Origin of the sequence: Mucilaginibacter sp. PPCGB 2223 (assembly GCF_001705515.1) — a bacterium.
Classification (GTDB): domain Bacteria; phylum Bacteroidota; class Bacteroidia; order Sphingobacteriales; family Sphingobacteriaceae; genus Mucilaginibacter.
The window spans coordinates 215,002-237,148 of sequence record NZ_MDJS01000003.1; the positions used below are offsets into that span (position 1 = coordinate 215,002).

Annotated in this window: 19 protein-coding genes; 1 reads left to right on the forward strand and 18 read right to left on the reverse strand. The window is 47.7% G+C overall.

The genetic code is table 11. The features are described 5' to 3' along the window. Positions 1-22 precede the first annotated feature (22 nt). The 16 genes from ftsA to pgk form a co-directional block, all read right to left on the reverse strand. On the reverse strand, positions 23-1,363 hold the full coding sequence (gene ftsA / locus BEL04_RS15745) for a cell division protein FtsA (RefSeq protein WP_066005746.1): 1,341 nt from the start codon (positions 1,361-1,363) through the stop codon (positions 23-25). Position 1,364: 1 nt separating this feature from the next. After that, positions 1,365-2,231 (reverse strand): cell division protein FtsQ/DivIB, encoded by an 867-nt coding sequence (locus BEL04_RS15750; RefSeq protein WP_066005747.1) that lies wholly within the window; start codon positions 2,229-2,231, stop codon positions 1,365-1,367. After that, complete coding sequence (murC, locus tag BEL04_RS15755) at positions 2,224-3,579, reverse strand: UDP-N-acetylmuramate--L-alanine ligase (protein WP_066005748.1); 1,356 nt, start codon at positions 3,577-3,579, stop codon at positions 2,224-2,226. Before murC ends, BEL04_RS15750 begins: the two co-directional genes overlap by 8 nt. A gap of 50 nt (positions 3,580-3,629) precedes the next feature. Continuing rightward, complete coding sequence (gene murG / locus BEL04_RS15760) at positions 3,630-4,733, reverse strand: undecaprenyldiphospho-muramoylpentapeptide beta-N-acetylglucosaminyltransferase (RefSeq protein WP_066005749.1); 1,104 nt, start codon at positions 4,731-4,733, stop codon at positions 3,630-3,632. Positions 4,734-4,799: 66 nt separating this feature from the next. After that, positions 4,800-5,960 carry an FtsW/RodA/SpoVE family cell cycle protein gene (locus BEL04_RS15765; protein WP_066005750.1) on the reverse strand — a complete coding sequence of 387 codons (1,161 nt, stop codon included), beginning with the start codon at positions 5,958-5,960 and terminating at the stop codon, positions 4,800-4,802. 94 nt (positions 5,961-6,054) lie between these two features. Continuing rightward, positions 6,055-7,446, reverse strand: coding sequence for a UDP-N-acetylmuramoyl-L-alanine--D-glutamate ligase (murD, locus tag BEL04_RS15770; RefSeq protein ID WP_083227954.1), 1,392 nt, complete (start codon positions 7,444-7,446; stop codon positions 6,055-6,057). A gap of 73 nt (positions 7,447-7,519) precedes the next feature. Beyond that, a complete protein-coding gene (gene mraY, locus BEL04_RS15775; protein ID WP_066005751.1) occupies positions 7,520-8,761 on the reverse strand; it encodes a phospho-N-acetylmuramoyl-pentapeptide-transferase in 1,242 nt (413 codons plus the stop codon). 3 nt (positions 8,762-8,764) lie between these two features. After that, positions 8,765-10,228 (reverse strand): UDP-N-acetylmuramoyl-L-alanyl-D-glutamate--2,6-diaminopimelate ligase, encoded by a 1,464-nt coding sequence (locus BEL04_RS15780; protein WP_066005752.1) that lies wholly within the window; start codon positions 10,226-10,228, stop codon positions 8,765-8,767. Continuing rightward, positions 10,225-12,330, reverse strand: coding sequence for a penicillin-binding protein (locus tag BEL04_RS15785; RefSeq protein WP_066005753.1), 2,106 nt, complete (start codon positions 12,328-12,330; stop codon positions 10,225-10,227). Before BEL04_RS15785 ends, BEL04_RS15780 begins: the two co-directional genes overlap by 4 nt. Beyond that, positions 12,327-12,740: an FtsL-like putative cell division protein gene (locus BEL04_RS15790; protein ID WP_066005754.1), complete on the reverse strand. Its 414-nt coding sequence runs from the start codon at positions 12,738-12,740 to the stop codon at positions 12,327-12,329. The genes BEL04_RS15785 and BEL04_RS15790 overlap by 4 nt, the downstream gene beginning before the upstream one ends. Then, on the reverse strand, positions 12,737-13,639 hold the full coding sequence (gene rsmH / locus BEL04_RS15795) for a 16S rRNA (cytosine(1402)-N(4))-methyltransferase RsmH (protein WP_066006240.1): 903 nt from the start codon (positions 13,637-13,639) through the stop codon (positions 12,737-12,739). Before rsmH ends, BEL04_RS15790 begins: the two co-directional genes overlap by 4 nt. Then, the gene (mraZ, locus tag BEL04_RS15800; RefSeq protein ID WP_066005755.1) at positions 13,632-14,096 is read right to left on the reverse strand and encodes a division/cell wall cluster transcriptional repressor MraZ; all 465 of its coding nucleotides are present in this window, start codon (positions 14,094-14,096) and stop codon (positions 13,632-13,634) included. Before mraZ ends, rsmH begins: the two co-directional genes overlap by 8 nt. A gap of 258 nt (positions 14,097-14,354) precedes the next feature. Beyond that, positions 14,355-15,902 (reverse strand): glycoside hydrolase family 10 protein, encoded by a 1,548-nt coding sequence (locus BEL04_RS15805; protein ID WP_066005756.1) that lies wholly within the window; start codon positions 15,900-15,902, stop codon positions 14,355-14,357. 114 nt (positions 15,903-16,016) lie between these two features. After that, complete coding sequence (locus BEL04_RS15810) at positions 16,017-17,885, reverse strand: CocE/NonD family hydrolase (RefSeq protein WP_066006241.1); 1,869 nt, start codon at positions 17,883-17,885, stop codon at positions 16,017-16,019. 73 nt (positions 17,886-17,958) lie between these two features. Further along, on the reverse strand, positions 17,959-18,489 hold the full coding sequence (locus tag BEL04_RS15815) for a GNAT family N-acetyltransferase (protein WP_066005757.1): 531 nt from the start codon (positions 18,487-18,489) through the stop codon (positions 17,959-17,961). Positions 18,490-18,551: 62 nt separating this feature from the next. Continuing rightward, a complete protein-coding gene (gene pgk, locus BEL04_RS15820) occupies positions 18,552-19,742 on the reverse strand; it encodes a phosphoglycerate kinase (protein ID WP_066005758.1) in 1,191 nt (396 codons plus the stop codon). Positions 19,743-19,871: 129 nt separating this feature from the next. Here pgk and BEL04_RS15825 point away from each other — a divergent pair, with 129 nt between their 5' ends. Then, complete coding sequence (locus BEL04_RS15825) at positions 19,872-20,561, forward strand: hypothetical protein (protein ID WP_066005759.1); 690 nt, start codon at positions 19,872-19,874, stop codon at positions 20,559-20,561. An 87-nt stretch (positions 20,562-20,648) separates the two neighbouring features. Here the strand turns inward: BEL04_RS15825 and BEL04_RS15830 are convergent, their stop codons facing one another. Further along, positions 20,649-21,083, reverse strand: a complete 435-nt coding sequence (locus BEL04_RS15830; RefSeq protein WP_066005760.1) for a GNAT family N-acetyltransferase — start codon at positions 21,081-21,083, stop codon at positions 20,649-20,651. Further along, entirely contained in the window at positions 21,080-22,075 is a 996-nt protein-coding gene (gene gap / locus BEL04_RS15835; protein WP_066005761.1) for a type I glyceraldehyde-3-phosphate dehydrogenase, read from the reverse strand. Before gap ends, BEL04_RS15830 begins: the two co-directional genes overlap by 4 nt. Positions 22,076-22,147 lie beyond the last annotated feature (72 nt).

Below are 22,147 nucleotides of genomic sequence, written 5' to 3' on the forward strand. Positions count from 1 at the left end.
TAAGTCATACATTGTTGAAAAGTTATTTCAAAAAGTCCTCATCTTTGATATCGTCCTTAATAAATCTCTTTCCTGTTTCTAAAATCTTACCAAACAAACCGAACCTTTTTTCTTCGGTAAACTTGGGTTTTTCGGTGCGTACTTCGGGTTTTGCGGGCATATCCATATCTTCCATTTTCTGGATGCCCTTGATCAGCAAGCCGATACCTGTTGCAAACGTCGGGCTTTGCAGCTCTTCGTAAACGTTCTTAGGCAATACCTCGTTCTTGGCCAGGTGCTCGTTGGGGTAACCCACGCGGCAATCCAGCCCTGTTACAAACTCAACCAGTTGCGACAGGTGTTTCAACTGCGCACCGCCACCGGTGATCACAATACCGGCGATCAGTTTTTTCTCATAACCCGACGATTTGATCTCGTAGTAAACATGCTCAATGATCTCTTCCATACGGGCCTGGATAACAAAAGCCAGGTTTTTGATGGAGATCTCCTTGGGCTCGCGGCCACGCAAGCCCGGCACACATACAATTTCGTTGTCCTTGTTCTCATCAGCCAAAGCCGAGCCGAAACGGGTTTTCAGTTGCTCGGCTATGTTGCGCATTACCGAACAACCCTCGCGGATATCTTCGGTGATGCTGTTACCGCCGAAGGGGATAACGGCTGTGTGACGGATGATACCTTCGTGGAATATGGCCACATCGGTAGTACCGCCGCCTATATCAACCAGCACAACGCCGGCCTCTTTTTCCTCTTCGCTCAAAACCGATTCCGATGATGCCAGTGGCTCGAGGATCAGGTCCTGGCTTTCCAGGTCGGCCTTGTTAACACATTTAACGATGTTTTTGATAGCGGTAACCTGGCCCGAAATGATATGGAAATTTGCTTCGAGCCTTACACCTGCCATGCCGATCGGGTCTTTGATACCGGGTTCGTTATCCACGGTAAACTCCTGCGGCAGCACATGGATGATCTCCTCGCCCGGAGGCATCACCAGGTTATACATGTCTTCTATCAGTTTCTCGATATCCTTGCGCGATATCTCGGTGCCCAGGTCGCGGCGGGTTATTAAACCGCGGTGCTGTAAGCTTTTAATATGCTGGCCGGCTATACCTACGTTAACTACTTTGATCTCCACGTTCGATTGCGTTCCGGCAATATCAACTGCCTGGGTTATGCCGGTTACGGTTTTATCGATATTCGATACCATACCACGGGTAACCCCTGCCGATTCTGCTTTACCTATGCCTAATACCTCGATCTTGCCGTTTTTACTGCGGCGACCAACAATGGCGCAGATTTTTGTAGTGCCGATGTCCAGGCCAACTACAATAGGTGAACTTTTTTCGTTTGTACTCATCATTTCCATATCAATGTTGTGTTAAAATTGTATTCGTTGTGTTTGTCTTTATCGAATCGGGTTTAAGGGTTTTAGTCTTAGCCGAATCTGTTTTAGTTAGGATTTCTCTTTTGACCCCGATAACCTGGTTCGCGTATTTAATATTGATGATCTTGTAAGCATCCTCGCCAACTTTTGGCAGCGCCTGCCTGTAAAACACCAGCAGGTTATCAAACTTGGTTTTAAGCGAATCGGCATTACCCAGCAATATGCGCTGGTTGCCCACGCGTGGTATCAGTTCCATTTCGTGCTGCTCGTTAACATACACCTGCACAATCTGCGCACTCCATAACGAGTCGCGGCGGATAAAGTCGGCGGTTTTGTACAAATCCTTCGCCATATCGGTGTGCAGCGAGTCGACACGGTTGCTGAACAACTCATCGATATTACCGGTAGCCACTAATACCTTTGCGGTAAAGTTTTGCGACAGGGGGATCTTCAACCCGTGCTGATCGATATAAAAATCCTGGTCGAACTTATTTACCACCCGCATAATCGGCTGGCGCTGGCTGATCTCAACCTGTATCACGCCATCCATATCGGCATAAACCTTGGCAAACTCGATAAAAGGGTTGGCCTTTAGCTTGTTTTCCAGCTCATGGATATTGATATCCTCCAGCTTATGACCGATCAATGCGTTGCTCTTTACCTGCAAAATGTTATCCACCTCATCCTTATCGATAAAATACTGGTTGCCGGGAATGTAAACCTTTACGTCCTTGCAAACCACCTCGTCCTTTTTCACTTCGATGAAGCTCATCAGCACGACGATGCCGCTTAACACGGCCACCCATGTAAAACCAATTAAAATATGTCTCCAGATCGGTTTTTTAAACATGTTGCATCGCCTGTTTTAAAGGTTCAACCAAAGTATCAATGTCGCCCGCGCCTACGGTTAACAGCAGCTCAGGCTTTTCATTTTTGATAATTTCCACACTCTCCTGCTTACCGCTGATGCGTTTATTGGCCAGTTTCATCCGGCTCAGTATCATATTGCTGTCCACACCGGGTATCGGCAATTCGCGCGCCGGGTAAATATCCAGGAGTAACAGTTCATCGCTCATATCCAGCACCTCGGCAAAGCCGTCCACAAAATCGCGCGTACGGGTAAACAGGTGCGGCTGGAAGATCGTCGTCAGCTTTTTATCAGGATACAGCCTTTTTACCGATGATATGGCGGCACGTAACTCTTCCGGATGGTGCGCGTAATCATCAATGTAAATACGTTTATCCGTTTTTACGATATACTCGAACCTGCGCTTTACCCCGCGGAAAGAGGTTAGCGCGGCATGTATCTCTTCAGGATCGATATTGAGGTACAATGCTGCCTGTATGGCTGCTACCGCGTTCTCGATGTTATGCGTTCCTGCGATGCCTAACTCGATATTTTTTATCTCTGTTTTGTTATTCTTAAAATCGAAAAAGAACGAGCCGTTTTCCACGCGGATGTTTTCGGCATAAGCATCTGCCAGGCCATGTATCGTATAAGTATCGCCTGTCTCAAGCTCTAAACCCTTACGGTGAATCAGTTTACCGCCCGGTTTCAACTGCGAGGCAAACTGTTTGAACGAATCCGTCAGGTGCGAATGATCGCCGTAGATATCCAGATGATCGGCATCCATCGACGTGATGATGCTGATATCGGGATGTAATGTTAGAAACGAACGATCGTACTCATCGGCTTCAACCACCATCACATCGCTTTTGCCAAACAATACATTGGTATTGTAATTAGACGCTATTCCACCCAAAAACGCCGAGCAGTCAATACCCGAAGCTTTGAGAATGTGCGCCACCATGGTCGACGTGGTGGTTTTACCATGCGTACCCGCCACCGCAACGCAAAACATGCCTTTACTGATAATACCCAGCACCTGCGAGCGCTTTTGCAGGTCGAAACCTTTATCCTTAAAAAAATTCAATATCGCCGAATCTTTAGGGATGGCAGGCGTAAAGATCACCAGCGTAGCCGCATCCTCCGTGTGGAACTCAGCAGGTATCAATTCGACCTTATCCTCAAAAACAATCTGCATGCCTTCGCTTTGCAGGCCGCTGGTAAGGGTAGTCGGCGTTTTATCGTAACCGCAAACGGTACAGCCCAAATGGTTAAAATACCGGGCAAGGCCACTCATACCGATGCCCCCGATACCTACCAGATAAACCCGCTGTATGTTGCGTAACTCCATTGTGCTCTTTTTAAAAAAGCCCCTCTCTTTTGGGAAAAGAGGGGCCCGATTTAATTGTTAATTGTTATTTGGATAACCTCTTTTGCGATCACCTCATCGGCATTTAAAATGGCCAGTTTGCTGATGTTTTCGCTTAATATTCTCTGTTTGTCTTTATCGTTCAATAATTCGAGCGCTTTGTCAACCAATTTCTCTTCTGCATCCCTGTCGGCCACAAATACCGCGGCGTTCTTTTCAATCAGCGCCAAAGCATTTTTGGTTTGATGATCTTCGGCCACATTTGGCGAAGGCACCAGGATAGCCGGTTTACCAACCACGCATAGCTCGGATATCGTTCCACCCGCGCGGGATATAATGATATCCGCAGCGGCATAAGCCAGGTCCATCCGCTCCAAAAAGCCCATTATCTTGATGTTAGGATGATAGTCTTCGCCCAGCTTGTCAATAATGCCCTGATAATATAACTTCCCCGTTTGCCAGATCACCTGCACATCGGCAGCGATCAGCTTATCCAGCCCGCTCATGATGGCGTTGTTCAAAGTGCGTGCACCTAAGCTTGCCCCGGTCACAAAAATGGTTGGCTTATCAGCCGAAAGCTTGAACAGCTCCAAAGCCTGCAAACGCTTCCCTTCAATATTCACCGACTCGCGGCGGATAGGGTTACCGGTTTTGATGATCCTGTCGGCCGGGAAAAACTTCTCCATGCCATCATAAGCCACACATATTTTTTTGGCCTTTTTGCCCAACCATTTATTGGTAATGCCTGCGTAGCCGTTTTGCTCCTGTATCAGCGTAGGCACACCTTTTAAACTTGCCGCGTACAGCAACGGTCCCGAAGCATAACCACCCACACCTACCGCAGCATCGGGTTTAAACTCTTTGATAATACTCATCGACTTAAATACGCTTTTGATGAGCTTTACCGGGAACATCAGGTTCTTCACGATCGAGCTGCGCTGTATGCCCTGGATATCCAGACCAATAATTTTATAACCCGCCGCCGGCACTTTCTCCATCTCCATCCTACCCAAAGCGCCCACAAATAGTATCTCGGTAGTGGGATCGAGCTTTTTTAAAGCATTGGCAATAGCAATAGCCGGGAAGATATGCCCTCCAGTACCGCCTCCGCTTATGATTATCCTCTTTGATTTCACTGATTCTATTTGATTACACCGATTTATTATTCATTTGCACATCTGCACATTTAATCATTTGCACATTTAAACTTCTCGTATCTCGCCTACTACTACTTTATTACCTTCGTCATTATCGCGGCTTACCGATAAAATAATACCGAAAGCTACGCTGGTGAACAGGATAGAGGTACCGCCCATACTAACCAGCGGCAGCGGCACACCTGTCACCGGCCCCATACCTGTCGCGATAGCCATATTGGCAAAAGCCTGTATGGTTAAGCTAAAGCTCAGCCCCGCCGCCAGCAAGGCCCCGAACGCTTTTGGTGCTTTTGTTACAATGCGGATGCAGCGATACAACAGGAACAAGTAAAGCCCTACCAGTGCAAAACCGCCTGCCAAACCATATTCCTCAACAATGATGGCGTATATCTCATCCGAGTACGACTCGGGCAGGATATTCTTCTCTGTACTTTTACCAGGGCCCTTACCAAACAACCCGCCGGTGGCAATGGCTATTTTAGCGTGGTCCGACTGGAAGTTTTTGTCCTTGCTTACCTTTTCGGGATGCATATACGAGTGGATACGCGATGCATAAGTTTTACGGCGCGGCCCGAACATTACCACACCCGTCAGCAATACCAAACCCGCCAGGCAGGTAACCGCAATTTGCTTGATACTGATACGGCCCATGATGAGCAGCAAAATGCTTACGCCGAACAACATCAGTGCCGTCGAAAGGTTAGCCAGCGCGATCAAAATAAACACCACGCAAACCGAACCCATGATCGGGATGAAAGATTGCTTTACATCTTTTATATTCTCCTGCTTGCGCGATAAGGTACGGGCCAGGTAAGTGATCAGTGCCAGCTTAGCCAAATCGGATGTCTGGAAGCTTAAGCCCGTCCCCGGGATAGCTATCCAGCGACTGGCGTCGTTAACATGACTACCGAATACCAGCGTATACATCAATAAAGGGATCGTCAGGATCATCAGCACTTTGGAGATACCCGCATAATACCGGTAATCCAGCTTGTGCGAGATATACATCAGTGCAATGCCGCCTACAACCATCGCCAGGTGCTTCATCAAAATTGATTCGGCCCCAACGCCGCGTTTGTAGGCCAGCGTGCCGATAGAACTATAAACCGCCAGCAGCGATATCATCGACAACAGCACGACAATGAGCCATATCCAGCGATCGCCCTTGGTTTTACTGAAAATATTATCTATTTGTATTGCCTGCATTTTGCTTTGATTTCACCGATCGTTATTTCTGATTACACCGATTAATTCTTTATTTCTTCATTTGCACATCTGCACATCCTCACATTTGCACATTTTATAATTCTTTCACAGCGCGTTTAAACTGGTTGCCCCTGTCCTCGTAATTCTTAAACAGATCAAAACTCGCACAGGCCGGCGACAGTAAAACAGTATCGCCTTTCTTAGCCAGATGGTATGCTACCATCGCAGCTTCCGAAGCGGAGGAAGTGTTTACGATAATATCCACATCATCTTCAAAAGCATCGTGGATGCGTTTGTTATCCTTACCCAGGCAAACAATGGCTTTTACCTTTTGGCGCACCAGGTCGCGCAGCATCGAGTAATCATTACCCTTGTCAACACCGCCCAATATCAAAACCACGTCGGTGCTCATGCTTTCCAGCGCGTACCAGGTCGAGTTAACGTTGGTGGCCTTCGAATCGTTGATAAAGCTGATGCCGGATATCTTGGCAACAAACTCCAAACGGTGTTCGATATTTTGAAAATCGGCCATACTATCGCGCAATGTTTTGCTGCGGATATCGAGCACTTTGGCTAAGATTCCCGAAGCCATCGAGTTGTAAATGTTGTGTTTACCCTGCAGGGCCAGCTCTGTGATTGACATTTTAAAATGTGCTTTTGAAGTGTTTATAATGATATCCTGGTTATCGAGATATGCTCCCGGTTCTACTATTTTTTCTATCGAGAATGGCAGCAACTGCGCCTTAAACTCTTTACCTTCCATGCCCTTGATCGTTTCGGGATCATCGGCACAGTAAATGAAATAGTCGTCGGCGGTCTGGTTTTGCGCAATGCGAAACTTCGAGGCCACGTAATTCTCCATTTTGTACTCGTACCTGTCGAGGTGGTCGGGCGTGATGTTTAACAACACCGCCATATCAGCTTTAAACCTGTACATATTATCGAGCATAAAGCTGCTGATCTCTAACACATAGTACTCAAAACTTTCGGTAGCCACCTGGTAAGCAAAACTTTTACCGATGTTGCCTGCCAGACCCACATTCAATCCTGCGTTTTTCAGGATGTGATAGGTGAGGCTGGTTGTGGTCGTCTTGCCGTTCGAACCGGTGATGCAGATCATCCTGGCATCGGTATACCTTGCCGCAAATTCGATCTCCGAAATAACGGGCACGCCTTTTTCGATCAGCTTCTTTACTATCGGGGCCTTATCGGGTATGCCCGGGCTTTTCACTACCTCGGTTGCCGATAAGATCTCATCCTCGGTATGCTGCTGCTCCTCGAAAGGAATACCCCATTGCTGCAGCTGCGATTTGTATTTGTCTGCTATCGCACCAAAATCCGACACAAAAACGTCATAGCCTTTTTGCTGCGCCAGGTATGCCGCACCGGCCCCGCTCTCTCCCGCGCCAAGCACAACCAAACGCACAGCCACCTCCGCCCCCTGAAGGGGGAACTTTTGATTAGGTTGTTGATTGGCGTTTGACATTTTTAATTCTTTTCTATTTCTCTATTATCTCTTTATGCTATTCAGTTCCCCCTTTAGGGGGTTAGGGGGCTTTTTACCTTAGTTTCAACGTTATCACAGTTATCACCGCCAGGATGATCCCGATGATCCAGAACCGGGTAACGATCTTAGCTTCATGAAAACCCCTTTTTTGAAAGTGATGGTGCAGCGGCGCCATCAGGAATACACGCCTGCCCTCGCCAAATTTCTTCTTGGTGTATTTGAACCACGAAACCTGTATCACCACCGAAAAATTTTCGACTACGAATATGCCTGCCAGTACAGGCAGCATCAGCTCCTTGCGGATCATGATAGCAAATGCAGCGATGATGCCACCTATGGCCAGGCTGCCGGTATCGCCCATAAACACCTGCGCCGGATACGAATTGTACCACAAAAAGCCCACACATGCGCCAACAAAAGCACCTGCAAATACCACCAGCTCGCCCGAATTGGGGATGTACATGATGTTGAGATAGTCGGCGATAACCGTGTTACCGGATACATAGGCCAGTATGGCCAGTGTTATCCCGATAATGGCCGACGTTCCCGTCGCGAGCCCGTCTATCCCGTCGGTAATGTTGGCCCCGTTCGATATAAAGGTGATAATGGTGATCACAAAGAACAGGAATACCACCAGGGTATAATTCTCGTATCCGTGGCCAAATATTTTAAGCACCTTGCCATAATCGAACTCGTTGTTCTTGTAAAACGGCATTGTGGTTTTGGTCGATTTTACATCCTGGGTATACACTGCATGATTACCGCGCAGGTGATAATCGACCACCAGGTCATTCTTTACCGGCAACTTTACTTCCTGGCGGATCAGGATGCTCTGGTTAAAATACATGGTATAACCAATGATCAATGCTAAACCCACCTGGCCAATAATTTTGAACTTACCTGCTAAACCTTCTTTATTCTTTTTAAATACTTTGATGTAATCATCTAAAAAGCCAATTGCGCCCAGCCAAACCGTGGTAATGATCATCAGGATCACATATACATTCTCCAGCTTAGCGAACAATAATGTTGGCACCAGTATACCCAGCAAAATGATGATACCCCCCATTGTCGGGGTACCTTGTTTTTGCATCTGGCCTTCCAAACCCAGGTTACGGATAGTTTCGCCCACCTGTTTGTAGCGGATATAATCGATCAGCCTGCGACCATACACTGTGGTAATAAACAACGAGAATATCACAGCCATTGCAGTGCGAAACGTAATGTACTGAAACACACCCGCGCCCGGTATGCTGAAATTGTGATCGATGTAGTTGAACAGGTAATACAGCATATCTTATTGGGCTAATTGGTTAAAAGCATTGGTCAACTCTTCTTTATCGTCAAAGTGATTTTTTACACCTTTTATTTCTTGATATTTTTCATGGCCTTTTCCTGCGAGAACGATAATATCACCCGGCTCGGCCAAATGGCAAGCAGTCCTGATTGCCTCTCGCCTGTCAGTTATGCTTAGCGTTTTACGCTGATCGGCCGGGCCGACACCTGCCTGCATGTCCCTGATGATCTGTTCCGGGTCTTCGCTTCGCGGGTTATCCGAAGTCAGGATCACTTTATCGCTCCACTGGCAGGCTGTTTTAGCCATTACCGGGCGTTTGGTTTTATCCCTGTCGCCGCCGCAGCCTATGATGGTGATCACTTTTTCATTGCCTTTGCGGATATCGTGCACAGTGCTCAATACATTCTGCACGGCATCAGGCGTGTGGGCATAATCGATGATCCCAACTATCTTGTTTGGCGAGATGATATAATCAAACCTGCCTTCGGCCCCTTTCAAATTGCTTAAAGCGGTTAATACCGATTGCTTATCCTGCCCCAGCAACCTTGCTGCCGAGTAAACTGCCAGCAGGTTATAAGCATTAAAGCTACCCACCATCTTAAACCAAACTTCTTCGTTATCGATAGTCAGTAACAGGCCGCCGAACTGGTTTTCAAGTATTTTAGCTTTGTAATCGGCCATGCTTTTTAAGGCATAGCTTTTCTTTTTGGCTCTGGTATTTTGCAGCATCACACTGCCGTTTTTATCGTCGGCGTTGGTTAATGCAAACGCGTTTTTTGGCAAGCCATCAAAGAATGTTTTTTTAGCCTTGAGATAGTTCTCAAAGGTTTTATGATAATCGAGATGATCGTGTGTCAGATTGGTAAAGATGCCACCGGCAAAAGTCACCCCGGTTACCCGGTGTTGTACCACAGCGTGCGAGCTTACTTCCATAAAGCAGTATTCGCAGCCTTTGTTCACCATGTCATCCAGCAAACGGTTCAGCTCAACCGGGTCGGGCGTGGTATGGGTCGACGGGATGATCTCGCCGTTGATCTGGTTCTCAACTGTCGATAACAACCCACACTTATAACCTAACTCGTGAAACAGCTGATATAGCAACGTAGCTACCGTAGTTTTACCGTTAGTGCCGGTAACGCCAACCAATTTTAGCTTTGCCGATGGCTGATCGTAAAAATTAGCGGCTAATTGCGCGAGCGCTACCGACGAATCGGCCACCATGATAAAATCAACCTCACCAGCGGTATGTCCCGGCAAGTCCTCACATACTACAGCTACGGCGCCATCTTTAACAGCTTGTTCAATATAATCGTGCCCATCAACCACGGTGCCACGTACCGCTACAAACAGCGAACCCTGTTTAACCTGGCGCGAATCGAACACAATAGACTCAATCTCCACGTCATACGCCCCCTGCAACTCGGTTGCGGGCACATTTTTTAATATGTCGCTCAGATATCTCATTGCAGTTCTATTAAAATTTTTGTCCCTTTGGGCATATAACTTCCGCCAATGGCCGACTGTTTCGTTACCGTTCCGCTTCCGCGAACGCCAACTTTGTAACCGGCATTGCCCAGCACATACAAGGCATCACTCAGGCCCATCCCGGTAACATCGGGCACGTATCCATTTTTATATTTTACATCGTCCATCGCGATACCGTTGCTGGTATCTACACCGGTAGTTGCTGCATTATTCGAGGCATAAAGCGGCTTGATACCCAGTTTGGTATAAACCTCTGCTGCAGCCTTACGGTCGCCCAACTTTGGTTTAGGCATTTGCGTATTGCCAACCAGGCGGAGCGTGCTATTTTGGTTAACATCCAGATCGCGGGCAAAAACCCTGTCGGCCAGTTCCCTGAAAACCGGGCCCGCAACCTCTGCACCGTAGTAAGCGCCCAGCGGCTTGTTGATCACCACGATGAGGCTGTATTTGGGATGATTGGCCGGGAAATACCCGCAGAACGACGACTGATAAACCTTATTCTTATATCCTAACTTACCATCGGCAACTTGCGCCGTGCCCGTTTTACCGGCCACTTTGTACAGATCGCTGCGAACGGTAGTTTTACCGCTGCCATACTCTACCACGTTGTTCAGCATCACTTTTACCTTGCTCAGGGTCACATCCGAACATATTTTATGATTGATCACCCTGGCCTGGAAATGCTCGACAGTATTACCCAGGTTCCTGATCTCCCGTACAAAAAGCGGCGCAATCATTTTACCGTTATTGGCAACCGCGTTATAAAAGGTAAGCGTTTGTAACGGCGTCAGCTTCGACTCGTAACCATAGGCTATCTGCGGAAGCGAAAGCGGCGACCAGCTTTTACTCTTTGGCGTTTTGATCAATGGCTGGCCTTCACCCGGTATCTGCAAACCCAGCTTGTCGTTCAGGTGATACGAGTATAACTGGTCGGTAAACTGCGACGGGTTATCTTTATAATGCTGATAGATCAGTTTGGCAGCTGCTACGTTGGATGATTTTTCGAACGCGGTCATCACTGTGATCACGTTATTACCCAGGTGCGAGTCGCGGATGATCTTGTTATATAACTTGGTTTGCCCGCCTTCGCAATCAACCAATGTGTTGGTATCGATCTTATGCTGCTCGATAGCCGTCATATAGGTTGCCAGCTTAAAGGTCGAGCCCGGCTCGGCCGATTCGCTGATGGCATAGTTCAACTTCTCGGCATATTCACCATCGGCAACTTTGGTATAGTTGGCAATCGCGCGAATTTCGCCTGTAGCAACTTCCATCAGTATCACACAACCATGGTCGGCCTGGCTTTTGATCAGTTGCTTTTTCAGGGCACGTTCGGCCACATCCTGAAAGTTTACATCAATAGTCGAGATAATATCCGAGCCATCCTTAGCAGTTATTTCTTCTTCTTCATCGTTATTTACCGGTATCCACACATTACCCGCAATGCGCTGCATCAGGCGTTTGCCGTTTTCGCCGTTGATATAGTTTGAGTAAGCACCTTCAAGGCCAACCGGGTTTTTAATATTCTCGTTTTTATAACCAATGGTACGCGCAGCCAGCGAGCGAAAAGGCAGAATGCGTTTGTTCTTGGCGACCACGATCAAGCCGCCCTTATATTTACCCATATTGAAAATAGGGAACTTGCGTATCTGCTTTAAGTCCTGGTAGCTCACCGTACGGCGGATCAGCTCGTAACGGGAACTATCGCTACGCGCATCGCGCAGCATGCGCGAATAGTAGGTGGCCGATTTATCGCCAAAAAACTGCGATAGCTTCATCGCCAGCGAGTCGACCTTTTGATAAAACACTTTATCCTCGGCAATACCGCCCGCCAGCATATCCATATGCAGTTCATACTCAGGCACCGATGTAGCCAATAAACTGCCATCAACCGAAAAAATATTACCGCGCGCCGCTTCTACATTAACATAACGGGTCGACATGCTATCGGCCATGGCCTTCCACTTTTTACCCTGCACAAACTGCACGCGGCACAGCTGCACAACAACGGCCGCGGCAAATATCACGATCAGCCCAAATGCAAGGTAAACCCGGAGCAATATGTTAGTTCTGATATTCATTTGTCGTCATCCTCCTCAACCGTTAGTTTTTGTGGTGGCGTAAGCGATTCTTTTATTCCCAATGTATCTACCCGTTTGGCCACCTCTGTTAATGTTGTTTTATAAGCGAGGTCGGCCTTGGTCGATTTAAAATCAAAATTCAGTTCCTTTACTTCTTTACCCAGCTTGTCAATCAGGCGCACATTTTTTTCGGCCAGGTGTTTATTAGCGATATAGATCATAGCCAATAAAGCCAGGTACAACATAAAAGGCAACGCCCGGGTAGCCGACTCGGTGGTAACAACCCCGTTTTTCAGAAACTGCGTAAAAAAGTTTTCCGGGGCGACCTTTGGCGCACGCTCCTCAACCACCAGCTCCTTCTCCTGCTGCTCCTCTTCTTCCCTGATCTCTTCGCGTAAACGGTTCGTCATCTTTTTACTGCTATGCGTAATTTGGCGCTGCGTGCCCTGTTATTGGTTTTTATTTCTTCATCCGTAGCGGTTATCGCCTTTCGCGACACCACGTCGAACGGACGGCTATCATTACCATAAATATCTTTTTCCAGCTCGCCGCTGAATTTGCCTTTGGCCATAAAGTTTTTCACGAGGCGATCCTCCAGCGAGTGGTACGACATTACTACCAACCGGCCGCCCTGCCCTAAAACATCAACCGACTGCTGCAAAAACTCCTGCAATGCTTCCAGTTCCTGGTTCACCTCGATACGCATGGCCTGAAAAACCTGCGCCAGATATTTATTTTCCTTACCACGCGGTACCAAACCGGCGATTGCACTTTTCAGATCAGCGATTGTATTGATCGGTTGGTTTAATCTTGCTGTAGCGATCACCCGTGCCAGCGATCTGGCATTCTGGATCTCGCCGTACATCCCGAAGATGCGGTGCAGATCAGCTTCATCGTAAGTATTCACCACTTCTTTGGCAGTGAGCTTTGCCGATTGATCCATGCGCATATCCAACTCCCCGTCAAACCGGGTCGAAAAACCACGCTCCGGAACATCAAACTGATGTGAGGAAACGCCCAGATCGGCCAGGATACCATCGGCAGGTATCGCACCATGCAAACGGCAAAAGTTTTTCAGGTACCTGAAGTTCTGATCAACCAGCTCAAACCGATCATCATCGATCATATTCTGCTGTGCATCGATATCCTGATCAAAGGCAACCAGTTTACCACCTGCGCCCAAATGCTTTAGTATCTCGCGCGAGTGGCCACCGCCACCAAACGTCACATCCACATAAGTACCGGCCGGTTTAATGGCCAAACCCTCGATACATTCGGCCAACATAACCGGGTTATGATACTCAGTCATCACTCCTCCTTCCTGCGCCACCCATCACCTCTTCGGCCAGGTTGGCAAAGTTTTCGGGCTCGTTATCCATCTGCGCTTCGTAAGCATCGGTAGCCCAAACCTCGATCTTGTTAAACTGGCAGGCCAGCGTTACATCGGAGCCAATGCCCGCATACTCGGTTAAAGCCTTCGGCAACAGTACACGGCCGGCGCTATCCAGCGTCAGCTCAGAAGCGCCACGGGTAAAATACCTGATGAACTCGCGGGTTTTCTTCTCGTATTGGTTCAACTTGCTCAAATCGTCGACTATTTTATCCCACTCTTTCCGGGTGTAGATCACCAGGTGCTTTTCAAATCCACGGTTGATCACAAGCCCCTCGTTTTCAGCTCCGGGGAGCTGTTTTTTGAGGCCCACGGGGATCATCATCCGCCCTTTGGCATCCAGTTTACAATCAAATTCACCTAAAAAATGGGACATAGATACAAGTCGGCATTATTTTGATATGTAAAAGTAAATACATTCTCCACTTATTACCACATTTTCCCACTAAAAGTTTTCAACATCTTGAAAATTAATTTTTTGTCCCACTTTAAGTCATTTCCAGGGATTTACAGCAACAAAAAACCCCCGGCTCAAAAATGAACCGGGGTTTAGTTTTAGATGTTTTTGTATGAAATTCCCACTTTGGTGGGAAGAAGTGGTAGTATCGAGCCGTTAAATGCTGTAAATTATCCGTCAGTGTAAGGTTATGAGGATAGGCGCCGAGTGTTCACTCTCGTTCTTCAGCCTATCAATGGCAGTAACCACATAGATATAACTATTGCCTTTTTGCGCTGTTTTATCCTCGTAAGCAACTTCGGTGCTGTATTGGATGTGTAAGATATACTTTGGATTGTCCACATTGATAGTATCCTTACCACTGTAGCGATAGATCACGTATCCATACACAGGTTCGCCATCCTTAGCCGGCAACGGGGCTTTCCAGTTCAGCTTAACACCACTGGTATCGGCCTTTGCGGTTAGCCCGCGCGGAGTTTTAGGTGCGATGGAATCGCGCCAGAGCATTACCGGCGGCAGGGCCGGGTAACGGTAGTAATTGTTCTTAAGCGAATCGCTAAAACCAAGCGGATTGGCCAGCAATGATTTTGAGCTAAAATACACGCTCCCCTGCACCCTCGGGTTGGCACGCAGGTACCTGATCTGGTACGGGAACTGCGTAGGCTCCTTAAAACCTTGCAGTTTATTTTCGATAATACGGTACGGCCCCATACCGATGTACAAATGGCGATTGTACGTGTGATCCGTCCACCAGTCCATCACCTTATCAAAAGCAACATCATCGGCGCCCAGCACACGGTATATCTGCGGGTTGATATAATCAACCCAGTTTTCCTGCACCCATTTTTTGGAGTCGGCGTAAAGCGCGTAATATGAATCACCGCCACGGGTATCCGAGCCTTCGGGGTTCTGGCTTTTGTTGGCCCACACGCCCGACGGGCTCAGGCCAAACTTCATACGCGGTTTATGTGCGTGGATACTGTCGTTCAGCATTTTTATGAGCTTGTTCACATTATCACGTCGCCAGTCGCCGATATCGGTAAAACCTGCACCGTATTTAGCAAAAGTTGCCGAGTCCTTAAGCGTTTGACCGGCTACATGGTACGGGTAAAAATAATCGTCCATGTGAACGCCGTCCACGTCGTAATTATCCACCACATCCAGTATCACTTTAACAATATACTCGCGCACCCCGGGTATACCCGGATCAAACAATTTCTGATTACCATAAATAAAAAACCATTCGGGATGCAGCCGGGTGATATGGTTAGCAGCCAGGCTATTGGTATCGAGGTTTTTGGTTGCCCGGTAAGGGTTAAACCAGGCGTGCAGTTCCATACCGCGCTTATGCGCTTCGTTAATGGCAAATTCCAGTGGGTCGTAAAACGGATCGGGGGCTTTGCCTTGTGTGCCGTTGAGGTATTTTGACCAGGGTTCGCGGCCCTTGGCATAAAAAGCATCGGCAGCCGGCCGCACCTGGAACATCACGGCGTTGATACCTTCCTTTTGATGTTCATCTAAAATCGAAACCAGTTCCTGTTGCTGCTCGTCTGATGTTTCATTCTGCTTTTTCGGCCAGTCGATATTCTCGACAGTCGCTATCCAGACACCACGGAACTCACGTTTGGGCTGGATGGGGTTTTCGGGCGGGATGATGACCTGGGCAGCGGTATTGCAGGAGCTTAACAGGCTTAGGATAAGTATACCGAATAAGAATTTGTGCATCGCGGTTAAAATAAAAATGTCATCCCGACATAGTGAGGGACCTTCTGTTCTATACTTATCTACAGCAGAAGATCTCTCCCGTTGGTCGAGATGACAAAACTAATAAAGTATTCTTTACAACACCCTCACTTTAATAAAGCTTGGGTTTGCACCCGATGTATACACCCGTTCGGTAGCTTTGACAAAATCCGAATCCTTAGCTTTCATGATATCCAGGAACTGTTGCGGGTTACGATCGATGAGGGGGAACCAGGTGCTTTGTACCTGTACCATAATGCGGTGCCCTTTTTTAAAGGTGTGCAGCACATCCTGCAGTTCCCATTTAACTTCGGTTACCTTGCCGGGGACGAATGGCTCAGGCTTGCTGATGTTGTTGCGGTACTTACCACGGATAGGCTCGCTGCGCACCATTTGCTGGTAGCCCGCCATTTTTACATCCTTACCTGTAAACTTATTGTTTGATGCGGTATCGGGGTAAACATCCAGCACCTTTACCACAAAATCCGCGTCGGTACCGGTGGTGGATACATGCAGGTTTGCCCAGATATTACCGGCGATGGTGACATCATGATCGAGCACATCGGTTTGATAGCTCAGTACATCTTTACGACCGGCCAGAAAGCGTTGATCGGCGGTCATGTATTCGCGCTGCATATCCATCGTCTGGTTACGGTCGGCAATGAACGGAACCGGGTTAGCCGGGTCGGATACATATTCATCGTAACTATCTTTACCTTTTTTATCAGGAGCGCTGAAAGACAGCTTTCCGCCCGGTAACAGGTAAAGGTTTTTCTCGGTAAAGGGGGCCGGCGGCCAAACGTTGTAGGTTTTCCAGGTATTGGTGCCGGTTTCAAAAGTATTTACCGGGGCAAGGGCTAATGGTGTTTCCTTCAGGTAATGGCTAAAAAAGTTAAACTCGATGTCGTTGCGGTAATGCGGGCCGGTCGGGCCGCCAAAATCAATATCGCCTAGATGATCGCCCGCACCGCGTGCCCAGCCGCCATGCACCCACGGCCCCATCGTAAAATAGATCGGCGTATGCGGATTGTTTTTGACAAGGGTTTTATAGGTATTGATAGCGCCATACAGATCCTCGGCATCGTACCAGCCGCCTGTAACCAGTACCGCTGTTTTGATGTCGTGGAGGTGATAAAGCACGTTACGGGCCTTCCAGTGATCGTCATAATCGGGGTGATCCATCATTTCGTTCCACAAACGGATGGTATCTTTATAATACTTATCGTTGGTGTTTTTCATCGGGCCCATCTTCATAAAAAAGTCGTAACCGTCTTCGGTACCCGGGTCAAACCTGCCGCCGCGGCGCTGGGTAGGCTTATCATCCTGACGGTTGGTAAAGCCCGGATAAAAACCAAAGTTGGCCACCAAAAAGAAAGCGCCGTTGTGCCAGCCGTCATCGCGCCATAAATCGGCAATCGGGGCCTGTGGCGATGCTGCAACTAAAGCCGGATGGCGGCTCAGCAACGCAGTGGTAGTATAAAAGCCCGGGTACGAGATGCCCCATACCCCTACCTTGCCGTTGTTGTTCGGGATATTTTTGAGCAGCCAGTCGATGGTATCGTAAGTATCGGTCCCCTCATCGATTTTTTTTGGCGATGAATGATCTTCCAGTTCGGGCGTCATCTCTTCGTAAATACCCTCGCTCATCCAGCGGCCGCGTACATCCTGGTAGACAAAAATGTATCCATCGTGCACAAAGGCTGATGACGGGCCAAGCGCACTTTTATAACCTGCACCATAAGGCGCAACGCTGTAGCAGGTGCGGTCCATCATAAAGGGATATTTCTTCGATTGATCCTTAGGCACGTATACCGATGTGAACAGCTTTTTGCCATCGCGCATGGGTATCTGGTATTCGGTTTTGGTATAGTTGTCTTTGATGTATTGTGCATCGGGCGCGGTAAAGCCCTGGGCGAAAGCACCGGTAGTTGCAAGGCCGAGAATAAAAACAAAGAGTTTTTTCATGAAATGATATTGAATGAATTCAGTATAATGGTAAAAATAAGAAAAGTATTGGTAACCCAAAGCTGCCGGCAGATCAATACCGGTACAGTACATGTGGCCTTAAAGGATGGCCTTCGGCAATATCCGGATGATCGAAAGTGCCCTGGTATTGCATCCCTATCTTTTGCATTACTCGTTCGGAGCGTTTGTTAAGTACCGCCGTGAAAGAATAGATATCCTTGATCTTTAGTATCTTTTTATTATAGTCAAGGCAGGCCAAAGCTGCCTCAGTGGCAAATCCCTGCCCCCAATCGTCAACGCTGTAACGCCAGCCTATTTCGACACAGGGCGTAAAATGGCTTTCGAAACAGGTAAGGTAAAAACCCGTAAAACCGATAAAACGGCCATCATCCTTACGCTGTACTGCATATAAACCGTAACCGAGATCATCCATCTGCGTGGCTATCCTGCCGATACTGGCCAGGGTTTCTTCATCATTCAGTACCGAAGGGAAGAATTCCATTACCCGTTCGTCCTTATTCATATCAATAAAAACCTGGTGATCAGACAGGATCCAATCGCGCAGCAATAACCGGGGTGTTTCGATGTAAATACGTGGTTCCATAACAATAACAAAGGCTGTACGGCATCAAAACCATACAGCCTTTACTGCTAAATATTGTTTCTTTATTCGTTGATGGCTTTAACGCCGGGTAGTTCTTTACCTTCCATATACTCGAGCAAAGCGCCGCCGCCGGTAGATACGTAGCTTACCTCATCGGTAAGGCCGAACTTGGCAACCGCAGCAGCCGAATCTCCGCCACCGATCAGCGAGAAGGCGCCTGCTTCGGTAGCTTTTACTACCGCATCGGCAATAGCTTTGGTGCCTACCAGGAAGCTTTCCATTTCGAAAACGCCCATAGGGCCGTTCCACAAAATAGTTTTCGATTCTTCAACCACCTTGCTAAAAGCCCTGGCAGTTTCGGGGCCGATATCCAGGCCCATCCAATCGTCTTTAATGGCCTTGGTTGGCGCTACTTCTTTGTTGGCATCGTTGGCAAAGGCATCGGCAATCACTGTATCGGTAGGCAGGTATAATTTAACGCCTTTCTCTTTTGCTTTTTGTACGATGGATGTTGCCAGGTCGAGTTTATCTAACTCCACCAGCGATTTACCGATCGTGCCGCCATCCGCTTTAGCAAAAGTATAAGCCATACCGCCGCCGATAATGAGGTTATCTACTTTATCCAGCAAACGCTCAATGAGTAATATCTTATCCGAAACTTTGGAACCGCCCATGATAGCCGTGAAAGGTTTTGCAGCGCCGTTCAATACCTTTTCGGCATTGTCAAGCTCAGCAGCCATCAGGTAACCGAAGTATTTGGCATCAGGGAAGAACTGCGCGATAACCGCCGTTGAGGCATGTGCGCGGTGTGCGGTGCCAAAGGCATCGTTTACATAAACATCGCCCAATTTCGAGAGCTTTTCGGCAAAAGCCACATCGCCTTTTTCTTCTTCTTTATAAAAACGCAGGTTTTCCAGCAATAAAACCTCGCCAGGCTGTAATGCCTTTGCTTTTTCTATGGCCTGTTCACCGATGCAATCGTCAGCAAATTCGACCTGCTGACCTAACAGGTCCGACAAGTGTTTCACCACGTGTCTCAGCGAGTATTTATCTGTCGGGCCGTCTTTAGGCCTGCCCAGGTGCGACATCAGGATAACCGAACCACCATCTTTCAATATTTTGTTAATGGTTGGCAACGCGGCCGTCATCCGGTTATCGTCGGTAATATTAAAGTTTTCATCGAGGGGTACGTTAAAATCAACCCTGATTAAAGCTTTTTTTCCCGCAAATTTTATCTGATCTATCGTTTTCATAGTTTATGTTGCCAATTAAAGTGAACGGGAGCCAAATTCTGAAATTATTACTAAAGCCGGTAATAAAACGTTAAAAAAATTACCCGGCACACCTGTTTATTCACAGTTAGGTAACACCTGCATAAATATATGGTACAACAATTGCCTTATTCTGCGCAGACGATAACCACCGGTATGAGAAACCTGTTGCTTTTTTCTTTTATTGTTTTGGCACTGGCAAGCTGCAAAAAACAAGTATATGATATTGATGGCCCCAATACACGCGATACGACATCAACCACGGCAACCCACACTGAAACAGGAAGCAATAACCAGCAGCAAGCACCCGCTGCCGGGCAGTTTACCGGCGCAAACGCCGTTATGCCCGATCAGCACCTCAGTATATCGCTTACCGGTGCTACTTTAAACATTGTGTATAACGAGGACGTGGTACTGCTGACGCAGACTGAAAGCCTGAGAAAATCGTATGCGGTACATTTTAAAGAAGATTTTTCGGCAAGTTACCTTAAAAACATGGATTTCCATTCGATGACTGCCGGCGGGGTAAACGCTTATAACTGGGTCGACGACAATTTGAACAACATCAACAAAACCATGAAAGATACGGTGATTAACCATGTTGCCGTGACCAAAATTGAGATTGTACGCAGCTTTAATTTTGAACACACTTTTGATAGTGCCGAAGCTGCGCTGGCCCAATACAATTTACTGCTGGCCGATAAAACACAATCCATCAGTTTTTCGGCTTATTACGATCCGACCAACCCTGGTACCATTACTATCGTTGGCAAATCAGGCATTGTATACGAGGGGAAGTAAACAATCCCGGTTATAACAAGCGGGGATTTATTTTCCCAATTCTGCAGTAATTTCCACAATACGGAATTGAAGCTAAAATCCCGGAGATTACTGGATCTTGAGGTACATTACATAATGTGGGCCGATACCCGGCACTTCAAACTCGGGCGAGATAACTTCGAAGCCGATATTCTGATAAAAACGCAAAGCTTTTTTACGGGCATTGCACCAGATATAGTTGGCCTTTTGCCCGCGCAGGTAAACGATGGCAAAATTGAGGAGCTGGTTTCCGAAATTTTTACCCTGGTACTCTTCTAAAGTAGCCATGCCACGCAGTTGGTAACCTACACCCTGATAGGGTTCGCGTGCTTCGGGGTGAAATGATGCCACACAAGCCAACGTATCACCTGCAAAATAGCCGAGGTGAAAGGCGCCTTCTACATCGTCGGACGGGAAACGCGGCTGGCCCGGTGGTAACTTTCCTTCGCGCAGTACGATGTTGCGGATATCGAAAACGTCGTCGAGAGGTATAAATTTTATCATTTCAGCAGACTTATTTCTTCTACCAAATTAGCCAAACGGCTCGAATATCCCATCTCGTTATCGTACCATCCCACAACCTTTACGAGGCCGCCTACTACCGAGGTGAGTTTTGAATCGAATATACAACTGTGCGGGTTATCCAGTATGTCGACAGATACGATCGGGTCTTCGGTATATTCCAGTATATCTTGCATCGGCCCCTGCGAAGCTTGCTTAAAAGCCGCGTTGATCTCTTCAACGGTGGGCGTGGTTTTCAGGCTGCAGGTAAAGTCGGTAAGCGAGCCATTCAATACCGGCACGCGGATGCCTGCCCCGCCTAACCTGCCTTTTAAATGCGGAAAGATGGAGGTGATGGCCTTGGCCGCACCTGTTGTTGTAGGTATGATAGATGCCGAAGCCGCACGCGCACGACGAAGATCTTTATGCGGGGCGTCGTGCAGGTTTTGGTCGCCCGTCATGGAGTGTACGGTGGTGATATAACCATCGATGATACCCCAGTTATCATCTAAAACCTTCACCATGGTAGCTACGTTATTGGTAGTACATGATGCGTTTGATAAGATAGACGAACGCAGATCAACCAGCCCGTCGTTCACACCTAAAACTACCGTAGGCACATCTTTATCGCCGGAAGGGGCTGAAATAATAACCTGCTTAGCGCCTGCCGCCAGGTGCTGGCCGGCAGCAGCCAGTGAAGTGAATTTGCCTGTCGATTCGACCACCAGGTCAATCCCCATTTTACCCCAGGGGAGTTGTGCCGGGTCTTTTTCGGCAATAACACGGATGCGTTTACCATTAATGATCAGGTTATCGGCGTCAAAATCAACCCCGCCTTTAAAACCGCGATGCACCGAATCGTACTTAAATAAATGCGCAAGGGTAGCGGTATCCGTCAGATCGTTAATGGCCACGACCTCAATATTCTGGTGTTGCAGTATCTGCCTTAGAAATATGCGGCCTATCCTGCCAAAACCGTTTATAGCTATTTTCATGGAGGGCAAAGGTATGAAACCCCCTCTAAATCTCCCCCTAAAAGGGGAGACTTTTAAAGCCGTTTTATATTC

What these genes read in the sequence shown, in the direction of transcription:
- murC (WP_066005748.1), bottom strand. Translation starts at nt 3,579, where the DNA reads ATGGAGTTACGCAACATACAGCGGGTTTATCTGGTAGGTATCGGGGGC.
- pgk (WP_066005758.1), bottom strand. Translation starts at nt 19,742, where the DNA reads ATGAAAACGATAGATCAGATAAAATTTGCGGGAAAAAAAGCTTTAATC.
- BEL04_RS15825 (WP_066005759.1), top strand. Translation starts at nt 19,872, where the DNA reads ATGGTACAACAATTGCCTTATTCTGCGCAGACGATAACCACCGGTATG.
- BEL04_RS15810 (WP_066006241.1), bottom strand. Translation starts at nt 17,885, where the DNA reads ATGAAAAAACTCTTTGTTTTTATTCTCGGCCTTGCAACTACCGGTGCT.
- BEL04_RS15830 (WP_066005760.1), bottom strand. Translation starts at nt 21,083, where the DNA reads ATGATAAAATTTATACCTCTCGACGACGTTTTCGATATCCGCAACATC.
- mraZ (WP_066005755.1), bottom strand. Translation starts at nt 14,096, where the DNA reads ATGTCCCATTTTTTAGGTGAATTTGATTGTAAACTGGATGCCAAAGGG.
- BEL04_RS15815 (WP_066005757.1), bottom strand. Translation starts at nt 18,489, where the DNA reads ATGGAACCACGTATTTACATCGAAACACCCCGGTTATTGCTGCGCGAT.
- BEL04_RS15785 (WP_066005753.1), bottom strand. Translation starts at nt 12,330, where the DNA reads ATGAATATCAGAACTAACATATTGCTCCGGGTTTACCTTGCATTTGGG.
- BEL04_RS15805 (WP_066005756.1), bottom strand. Translation starts at nt 15,902, where the DNA reads ATGCACAAATTCTTATTCGGTATACTTATCCTAAGCCTGTTAAGCTCC.
- BEL04_RS15750 (WP_066005747.1), bottom strand. Translation starts at nt 2,231, where the DNA reads ATGTTTAAAAAACCGATCTGGAGACATATTTTAATTGGTTTTACATGG.
- BEL04_RS15780 (WP_066005752.1), bottom strand. Translation starts at nt 10,228, where the DNA reads ATGAGATATCTGAGCGACATATTAAAAAATGTGCCCGCAACCGAGTTG.
- mraY (WP_066005751.1), bottom strand. Translation starts at nt 8,761, where the DNA reads ATGCTGTATTACCTGTTCAACTACATCGATCACAATTTCAGCATACCG.
- rsmH (WP_066006240.1), bottom strand. Translation starts at nt 13,639, where the DNA reads ATGACTGAGTATCATAACCCGGTTATGTTGGCCGAATGTATCGAGGGT.
- gap (WP_066005761.1), bottom strand. Translation starts at nt 22,075, where the DNA reads ATGAAAATAGCTATAAACGGTTTTGGCAGGATAGGCCGCATATTTCTA.
- BEL04_RS15790 (WP_066005754.1), bottom strand. Translation starts at nt 12,740, where the DNA reads ATGACGAACCGTTTACGCGAAGAGATCAGGGAAGAAGAGGAGCAGCAG.
- BEL04_RS15765 (WP_066005750.1), bottom strand. Translation starts at nt 5,960, where the DNA reads ATGCAGGCAATACAAATAGATAATATTTTCAGTAAAACCAAGGGCGAT.
- murD (WP_083227954.1), bottom strand. Translation starts at nt 7,446, where the DNA reads ATGTCAAACGCCAATCAACAACCTAATCAAAAGTTCCCCCTTCAGGGG.
- ftsA (WP_066005746.1), bottom strand. Translation starts at nt 1,363, where the DNA reads ATGGAAATGATGAGTACAAACGAAAAAAGTTCACCTATTGTAGTTGGC.